This is a genomic window from Kitasatospora sp. NPDC004799 (assembly GCF_040609095.1).
Taxonomy (GTDB): Bacteria; Actinomycetota; Actinomycetes; order Streptomycetales; family Streptomycetaceae; genus Kitasatospora.
Window position 1 is genome coordinate 1 of the sequence record NZ_JBEXJK010000367.1, and the last position, 8,341, is coordinate 8,341.

The window sequence follows — 8,341 nt, forward strand, 5'->3', positions numbered from 1 at the left end:
TCCTATCTGGGTGCTCGCCGCGCCGGTCCCGGCCGTCCCGCTGCTCGCCGCGGGCCGGGCGGCCGCCGAGGAGGTGCCGAACCCCGTGCCCGGGATCGTCAAACCGCTGCCCGCCGAGTGGTTCGTGCCGCGCGGCACCAACGCCGAGACGCGCTGGGACGCCTTCCGCGACGCCGACGGCGGGGCCGTCGTCGGCCGCCACGTGCCGGTGGAACGGTTCTTCGTCCGCAACCACACCAGCACCCCGCTGATCGACCCCGACACCTGGCGCCTCAGGCTCTTCGGCAGCGCCCTGCGCGGCGCGCCGACGGCCGAGCGCCCGGTCGAGTTCGGCCTGGACGACCTGCGCGCGCTGCCGGCCACCCGGATCAGCGCGCTGATCGAGTGCGCCGGCAACGGCCGCAGCTACTACGCCGCGCAGCAGAACCAGCCCGTCCCGGGCACGCCCTGGACGCTCGGCGGCGTCGGCTCGGCGAGCTGGCGGGGCGTCCGGCTGGCCGAGGTGCTGCGGGCCGCCGGGCTGACCGGGGCGGCGGTGGACGTGCTGCCCACCGGCCTGGACCCGGACTACGTCGCCGGCGGCACCAACTACGGCCCGGTGCGCCGTCCGCTGCCGATCGCCAAGGCGCTGGACGACGTGCTGCTCGCGTACGAGATGAACGGCGAGCCGCTGACCCCGGACCACGGCGCCCCGGCCCGGCTGGTGGTGCCCGGCTGGGTCGGCATCGCCTCGATCAAGTGGGTGGGCGGCATCGAGGTCGCCGACCACCCGCTGTACTCGCCGTGGAACACCGACTTCTACCGGATGTTCGGCCCGGACTACCCGCCCGGCGGCGGCGACCCGCTCACCCACCAGGTGGTCAAGAGCGCCTTCGAGCTGGCCGCGGGGGCCCGGCTGGCGGCGGACCGCGAGCACCGGCTGCACGGGCGCTCCTGGTCCGGCAGGGCCGCGGTGCGCCGGGTCGAGGTGAGCACCGACGGCGGCCGGACCTGGCGGCGTGCCGAACTGCGCGACGAACCGCGGGCCGACGGCTGGACGCGCTGGAGCTTCGACTGGCGCCCCGGGCGGCCCGGCCGGTACGAGCTGCGCGCCCGCGCGACGGACCGCCGGGGCGGCACCCAGCCCGAGCGGGCGGTGTTCAACCGGGAGGGCTACCTGTTCGACGCGGTGGTGGCCCACCCGGTGACGGTGGTCTGAGCCCCGGCCGCCCTCAGCCGGTGGGGTGGACCTCGTACGGGGCCGGGTACCGCGGCTCGTACGGGGTCAGCACCAGCCGCACCACGTCCTCCAGCCGCCGCCGGGCGTCCCCGAGGGTGGTGCGGCCGGTCACCCAGGCGGTCAGCTCGCCCTGCCAGGCGTGGGCGACGATGTGCCGCACCAGGTCGCTCGCGGCGGCCGGCACCTCGGCCGTCACCGCCTGCAGCGCGGTGCTGTCGGCCCGGGCCATGCCCTGCAGCGCCTCGCTGGCGAACGGGTCGGTGGAGGCGGCCACGGCCACCCGCAGCCGGGCGAGTTCGGGCTGCCGCTGGTAGGCCCGCATCCCGCCCCGGACGAACCGGACCGCCCGGTCGGTGGCTCCCAGCCCGGCTCTCGGCCCGCGCAGTTCGGCCACCAGGTCGGTCAGCAGCAGGCGGTGCCACTCGGCGATCGCCGCCGCCAGGAGATGGTCCTTGGAGGAGAAGTAGCGGTACGCCGTCCCCAGGGCGACTCCGGACCGCTCGCAGACCTGCTTCATCTGCATCCGCTCGACGCCGATCTCGTTCACCAGGGCGAGCGCGGCCGCGATCAGGCCTTCGCGGCGTTCGAGCTGACGCGGAGACATCGCCTCCACCGGCCGTGGTGACAGGTCAACCTTGGTCACCCGCACCATGATACGGGCCGGGGCCGCTCAGGAGTATGACGCCGTCCGGCCCCCTTCCGTTCGTCCGGAGGCCACCGGGGTGCCCCCGGGGTGCTCCCGGGGTGCTCCGAGGTGCTCCGGGGGCCGGGCGGGCTACCCCAGCCTGCGGATCAGCGCCTCCTGGACGGCCGAGGCGACCAGCCGGCCGTCCAGGTCGTAGAACTCGCCGAGTGCCAGGCCCCGGCCGTCCGAGGAGGACGGGCTGCGCTGGGCGAACAGCAGCCACTCGTCGGCCCGGAACGGGCGGTGGAACCACATCGCGTGGTCCAGCGAGGCCATCAGCAGCCGGGGCGGTTCGGTGCGCTGGAAGAAGTTCGGCTGCTCGTGCAGCCCGGCGGTGGAGGCCAGGGTGAGGTCGGACAGGTAGGTGAGGGCGCAGGCGTGCAGCAGCGGGTCGCCGGCCGGGAGCGGCGTGGTGGTGCGCAGCCAGACGAACTGCTGCGGCATCCCGGGGACGGCCGGCGGGACACCCGGGGCGTCCGCCGGTACGAAGCGCAGCTCGAGGCCGCGGAAGCCGTCCGAGGCCGGTGCCGCGTCGCGCGGCTCCCCGGGCCGCCGGGAGAAGGCGTCGGGCAGCGACTCCGGGGCGGGCAGCGGGGGCATGTCGCGGTGGCGCCCGTCGGTCGGCTCGGGGTGCTTGAAGGAGGCGGTGAGGCTGAAGATCTCCTTCCCGTGCTGGACGGCCCGGACCCGGCGGGCGGCGTAGGTGACGCCCTCGCGCAGCCGCTCGACCTCGTAGCCGATCGGGCGGGTCGGGTCGCCGGGCAGCAGGAAGTAGCTGTGCAGCGAGTGCACCGCGCGCTGCCCGTCGCAGGTGCGCCCGGCGGCGGCCAGGGCCTGGGCAGCGATGTGGCCACCGAAGGCGCGCATCGGGGCGCCCTCGTGGCAGTGGCCCCGGAACGTGTTCTCGTTCAGTTGCTCGATCTCCAGCAGGGAGGCGAAGGAGGAGGTCGGGCTGGGCGCCGGTCCGGCCGGGATCTGCTGTTCGTTCAGGTCGGTCACGGGCCCATAGTGGCAGAAGCCAACCGTGCCGCGATGTGACCTGGGTAACGCCAGGAAAGAATAGAACACGTTTCATTTGCGGGCGTGCCCGGGGCATTGTCGGACCCCTCACCTACCGTGCTCGGCATGACGCAATCCGCTCAGGCGTACGCCTACCTGCGCCCGTCGGCCGTCCTGGACGGCGCCGGCGGGCGGAGCCTCGACCTGGCCACCTCCGGCGGCGCCACCCCACTCGGCGCCGTCGCCAACCCGCGCTTCCTCGCGGGCTTCCTGGCCGATCCGGCGCCGGCCGCGGCGGCGCTGCTCGCGGTCGCGGACGTCGCCGCCGCGCGCTATTACCAGCCGCAGCTGCGCGCCTCGCTCGACCCGGTGGTCACCGCCAACGGGGACCGGCTGCGCTTCGAGTCCTTCTCGGGCTGCTGCGGCGTCTACGCCCGGCTCGACGTGCTCGGGGCCGGGCTCGACGGGGGCGAGATCGGCCACGGCACCACCAACGTGGACGTCAACAACCCGCTGCGCGAGGCGCTGACCAGGATCGGCCCGGCCGACCCGCTGCACCTCGCGGTCGGTCCGGACGCGCTGGAGGTCACCAGCTTCGACGGCCCGCTGGTCGAGAAGAAGGTCCCGCTGCCGGAGCGCTGGCTGCGGGGCTTCGCCGAGACCCAGGTGGTCGCGGCCGGCTTCGAGCTGCGCGCCGAGCTGCCCGCCGCCGAGGCGGTCCGGTTCCTGCGCTCGCTGCCGCGCGGCGGGCGGACCGGCGTCGGCTGGGTCCTCCCGGCCGGGAGGACGCTGCGCCCGACCACCCGGCCGGTGCCGGGCGCGGTCTGCCTGCCCGGGCCCGAGCGGCTGGTGGCGCTCCAGCGGGTGCTGCGGCACGCGCTCGCCCTGCGGGTGTACGGGCCGGTGGCGGCCGGGGAGCCGACCGCCTCGGCCTGGGAGGCGGTGCTGCCCGGCATGCGGCTGACCCTGACGCTGTCGCCGGACGCCGCCCGGGGGTTCTCCGGCGAGGGCGGGGTGCTCGACGCGCTGGCCGCCGGGACGGCTGAGCGGGACGCCGAGCTGATCGCGGTGCTGCTCGCCTGGGAGCCCCGGATCGAGGTCGGGGACCTCGCCGCCCAGTCCGGGCTGAGCCCCGAGCGGGTCCGCGCCGCGCTCACCCGGCTGGGCACCGCCGGGCAGATCGGCTACGACACCGCCGAGGCCGCGTACTTCCACCGGCAGCTCCCGTACGACGCCGGGCGGGCCGAGGCGGCCAACCCCCGGCTGCGGGCCGCCCGGGCGCTGGTCGAGGCGGGTGCGGTCCGGCTGGAGGGGGACGGGGCGACGGCCGTCGTCACGGTGGACGACCACTTCCAGCGGGTGCGGACGGACGAGTCGGGGCGGCTGAGCTGTACCTGCCTGTGGTGGGCCAAGTACCGGGGCGGGCGCGGGCCGTGCAAGCACGCGCTGGCGGTCGGGATGGTGCGGGAGTCGGCGGCCGGGGCCGCCGGGGCTGCCGGTGTCGCCAGGGCTGCCGCGGTTGCCGGTGCCGTCGGGACGGCAGGGACCGTCGGGGCCGCGGAGGCGAAGGGGGCCGGGGCGTGAACACGACGTCGGATGCCGAGCGGCAGGAGCCGGGCGAGGCGCTGCTGACGGCCGTCCGGACGGGGCAGCTGGCAGAGATACCGAGGCTGCTGGCCGCCCTGGACCAGGCCCAGCGGCGGGCCTGCCTGCCCGCCCTCAAGGAGCTGCGCAAGGACCTGCGCAGGGAACTGCGCGAGAACTGGTCGCGCGAGGCGGCCGCGGTCAGGACCCGGCTGCTGGTGGCCGGGGCCGGCTGCCACTCCGGCCCGGCCGCCGCCGCCACCTGGCTGGGCGGAGTCGAGGCCGGCGGCCGCGACTGGGCCCGGAACTCCGCGCTGCACCAGGTCATCGAGGCGCAGCCGGTGGAGTGGCAGGTCGAGGTGGTCACCCGGCTCGCGGCCCGGCCGGCGCGGACCTGGGGCTGGTCGATGTACCCGGTGCTGGAGGCCGTCGTCCGGCGCACCGGCTGCGAGGTGCCGCGCGGCGCGTCCTTCGTCCGGAGCTGGATGGACCGCGCCGCCGAGCGGAACGGCCCGCGTCCGACGCTGGCCGCGCGGCTGGCCAAGGACTCGTTCACCCCGGTGCTGCTGCCCGAGCTGTTCGAACTCGCCGACATCGGCTACGGGCTGACCCTCCGGCTCAGCCCGCGCCCCGGCGACGTCTGGACGGAGGCGATCGGCGAACTCGCCGCGGCCGGCACGGTGGACCGGGCCGACCTGATCGACCGCTGCCTGGCCCGGCTGCTGCGCGGCGGCAAGCCGACCGACCAGCGGGCCTTCCTGGACGTCCTGCGGGCGCTCGACCCGACGCCCGAGGAGTACGCGGCCCGGGTGCGCGACACGGTGGCGCTGCTGGACGGCCTGTCGGTGCTCGCCGGGCACGCCCAGGAGGTGCTCGCCGGGCTGGACGAGGCCGGGCTGATCGAGCCCGAGGTGCTCACCGAGGCCTCGGCGGTGGTGCTGTTCCGGACGGAGAAGAAGCTCGTCCGCGCCCAGCTGTCCTGGCTGGAGAAGGCCGCCCGGCGCGCCCCCGAGCGCTCCGGCCCGGTGGTGCTGGCCGCGGCCGGGGCCTTCGGCCACCCGGACGCGGCCCTGCAGGAACGCGCGCTGAACGTGGTGGCCCGTCACCTCGAGGCGGCGGGCGAGGCCGTGCTGCCGGAGCTGCGGGCCGCCGCCGAGACGCTGAACCCGGCCCACCACCGGCGCGCGCGCGAGCTGTTCGGCGCGCCGGTCGGCGCCGCCGCGGACGACCCGGACACCGGGTGGGACGAGTTCCTCCCGCCCGCCCCCGAACCGCGCCCGCTCGGCGCGCCGATCGCCTCCGCGGCCGAACTCGCGGAGGAGCTGTCCGCCCTGCTCGCCGCGCGCGAGCCCGGGGTGGCGGACTTCGAACGGGTGCTGGACGGGCTGGTCCGGCTGACCCACCTGGACCGGGCGGCCCTGGCCGAGGCCCTGGAGCCGGTCCGCCGGGTGCACCCGTGGCGCGGCACCAACGGCTGGGGGGACTGCACGCCCCGGGAGATCCTCTACGTGGCGGCCGCGGTGGCCGGGGAGACACCGCCGTGGAAGCTCTGGGACTACCTCGGCGGCAAGGGCCGCTCCGCGCTGCGCGGCGCGCGCACCACCGTGCACGGGGCGGTCCTCGCCGCCCGGCTGGAGGAGGTGGCCCGGCAGATCTTCCAGGCCGCGCTGCCGTACCTGCTGGCCACCCCGACCGACGCCACCGGCGCACTGGACGCGGCCGTGCTGGTCGAGCGGATCGCCGGGTACGAGGCGGCGGACGTCACGCCGGGGCAGGCCGACCTGTCCCAGGCCCTGCTGCGGGTCGACGTGCGGGCGGACGGGACGGTGCTGGAGGCGGCCGAGGCGCTCACCTCCCCGGCCGGGCGCCGGCTGGCGCACTGGCTGCGCACCGGCGGGCTGCCCGGGCAGCCGTCCGAGCGGGTGGTGTTCGCGCCCGGCAAGGGGCGGCGGCGCACCAACGTGTACGGGGACCGCTGGTGGGAGGAGATCGAGCGGATCGCCGTCGCCCAGCCGGGCATCGGCGTCGGGCCGAAGGGGCCGGGCGGCGAGAAGCTCACGGCGGAGCTGCGGGGGCTGCTGGACGGCACCGAGCCCAGCGTCGCCCGGGCCCGCAAGGTGCACGACTGGAGCTGGCGGCCCGTCGAGCACTGGTTCGCGATGCTCCCCTGGCACCGGGAGGAGCTGGCCGCGCGCTGGCTCGACCCCTTCGCCGAGGGGGCCGACCGGGATGAGCGCGGCGCCGGCCGCTACCTCCCGCTGCTCGCCGAGGCCGGCGGCCCGGCCGGGCTCGCGCTGCACCTGGCGCTGGCGTACGGCCTGGGCGCCCGGCACACCGAGGACCGGACGGCGGCGGTGGACGCGCTGCTGGTGCTCGCCGCGCGCGGGGAGCTGGACGGCGCGCTGCTCGGCCGTGAGCTGGGCGGGCTGGTGGCCTGCGGCACGGTGCTGGCCGGCCGGCTGGGGGCGGCGCTCACCGTGGCGGCGGAGACCGGCGCCCGGGGGACGGTCTGGTCGGTGCTCGGGGCGGCCCTGCCGGGCCTGCTGGGGGAGGCCGACCCGTCGACGCGCGGGCTGGGCGACCTGATCGCGCTGGCCGCCGACTGCGCCCGGCGCACCGGGGCCCGCGGGCCGGTGGCCGAGGTGACGGCGGCGGCCGAGCGGGGCGGCTCGGGGCGGGTGGCCAAGGAGGTGCGGGCGCTGCGGGACGTCCTCGCGGGCTGACGGGGCGCGGGAGGCGGGGCGGGCGTGTGCGGGGGCGTGGCCCTAGGGTGGGCGGGACTCGCGTCCGCCCACCCACCGGAGAGCGCCCGTGCTGCACCTTCGCCTGATCGTCCCGCCCGACCTCCGGGATCCCGTGCTGGGCCGCCTGGACGAGGCGGTCGGGGTGACGCACGTCGTCCTGCTCCCGGACGCGGCCGTCCGTCCGGCCGGGGACGTGGTGCTCTGCGACGTGGCCCGTGAGGCGGCGGACGAGGTGCTGGGCGCGCTGCGCGGGACGGGGCTGGCCGAGCGCGGGGCGATCGACGTCTCGACGGTCGAGCTCACCCTCTCGGCGGCGGCCGACGAGGCCGAGCGGCTGGCCCCCGGGGAGGGGGCCGACGCGCTGGTGTGGGAGTCGGTCTCCGAGATCACCCACGAGGAGTCCACCCTCACCTGGGTGTTCCTGGCCTTCCTCGCCGTCGCCACCATGCTCGCGGCCTGTGGCGCGGTGCTGGACAGCGCGATCCTGGTCGTCGGGGCGATGGCCGTCGGGCCGGAGTTCGGGCCGTTGGCCGGGCTCTGCGTGGCGCTCGTCCAGCGGCGGCCGCGGCCCGCTCTGCGTTCGCTGAACGCGCTGGTGACGGGGTTCGTGGTGGCGATGGGGCTGACCGTCTGCTTCGCGGTGCTGATGGACGGTCTCGGGCTGTTCACCCAGGCGAAGTTCGACGCGGCGCGGCCGAACACCTCCTTCATCTGGCAGCCCGACGCGACGTCGTTCGTGGTCGCCTTCCTGGCGGGCATCGCGGGGCTGCTCTCGCTCACCTCCTCGAAGGCGGGGACCCTGGTCGGCGTGGCGATCTCGGTCACCACCGTTCCCGCCGCGGCCAACGCGGCCGTCGCCCTCGGGTACGGCGACGTCAACCAGTTCTGGGGCTCCAGCGTCCAGCTGCTGCTGAACCTGCTGGGGATCGTGCTGGCGGGGGTGCTGACCCTGCTGGTCCAGCAGGCCGGCTGGGCGTCGATCCGGCGCCGGCGGGCGGCGCCGAAGGGGGCGAACAGATGCCGTTGGCCTCGGCGATCGCCGTGGCGTGCAGGTAGCCGACCATCGAGGACCAGAACAGGTCCATCTGGATCTGGTAGTACAGCTGCGCC

5 protein-coding genes and 1 pseudogene are annotated in these 8,341 nt (G+C 76.6%); 4 read left to right on the top strand and 2 right to left on the bottom strand.

The annotated features are described in order from the left end of the window. Nucleotides 1-4 precede the first annotated feature (4 nt). Nucleotides 5-1,198 (top strand): sulfite oxidase, encoded by a 1,194-nt coding sequence (locus ABZW03_RS32325; RefSeq protein WP_355266267.1) that lies wholly within the window; start codon nucleotides 5-7, stop codon nucleotides 1,196-1,198. A 13-nt stretch (nucleotides 1,199-1,211) separates the two neighbouring features. Here the strand turns inward: ABZW03_RS32325 and ABZW03_RS32330 are convergent, their stop codons facing one another. Beyond that, nucleotides 1,212-1,862, bottom strand: coding sequence for a TetR/AcrR family transcriptional regulator (locus ABZW03_RS32330; RefSeq protein WP_355266255.1), 651 nt, complete (start codon nucleotides 1,860-1,862; stop codon nucleotides 1,212-1,214). Between the two features lie 132 nt (nucleotides 1,863-1,994). Beyond that, the gene (locus ABZW03_RS32335) at nucleotides 1,995-2,903 is read right to left on the bottom strand and encodes an acyl-CoA thioesterase domain-containing protein (RefSeq protein WP_355266258.1); all 909 of its coding nucleotides are present in this window, start codon (nucleotides 2,901-2,903) and stop codon (nucleotides 1,995-1,997) included. A 126-nt stretch (nucleotides 2,904-3,029) separates the two neighbouring features. Here ABZW03_RS32335 and ABZW03_RS32340 point away from each other — a divergent pair, with 126 nt between their 5' ends. The 3 genes and pseudogenes from ABZW03_RS32340 to ABZW03_RS32350 all read left to right on the top strand — a co-directional run. After that, a complete protein-coding gene (locus tag ABZW03_RS32340; protein WP_355266261.1) occupies nucleotides 3,030-4,487 on the top strand; it encodes an SWIM zinc finger family protein in 1,458 nt (485 codons plus the stop codon). Next, nucleotides 4,484-7,210 (top strand): DUF6493 family protein, encoded by a 2,727-nt coding sequence (locus ABZW03_RS32345; RefSeq protein ID WP_355266264.1) that lies wholly within the window; start codon nucleotides 4,484-4,486, stop codon nucleotides 7,208-7,210. The genes ABZW03_RS32340 and ABZW03_RS32345 overlap by 4 nt, the downstream gene beginning before the upstream one ends. 88 nt (nucleotides 7,211-7,298) lie before the next feature. Beyond that, nucleotides 7,299-8,225: pseudogene (locus ABZW03_RS32350) on the top strand (DUF389 domain-containing protein); the annotation flags it as partial. Nucleotides 8,226-8,341: the final 116 nt, after the last annotated feature.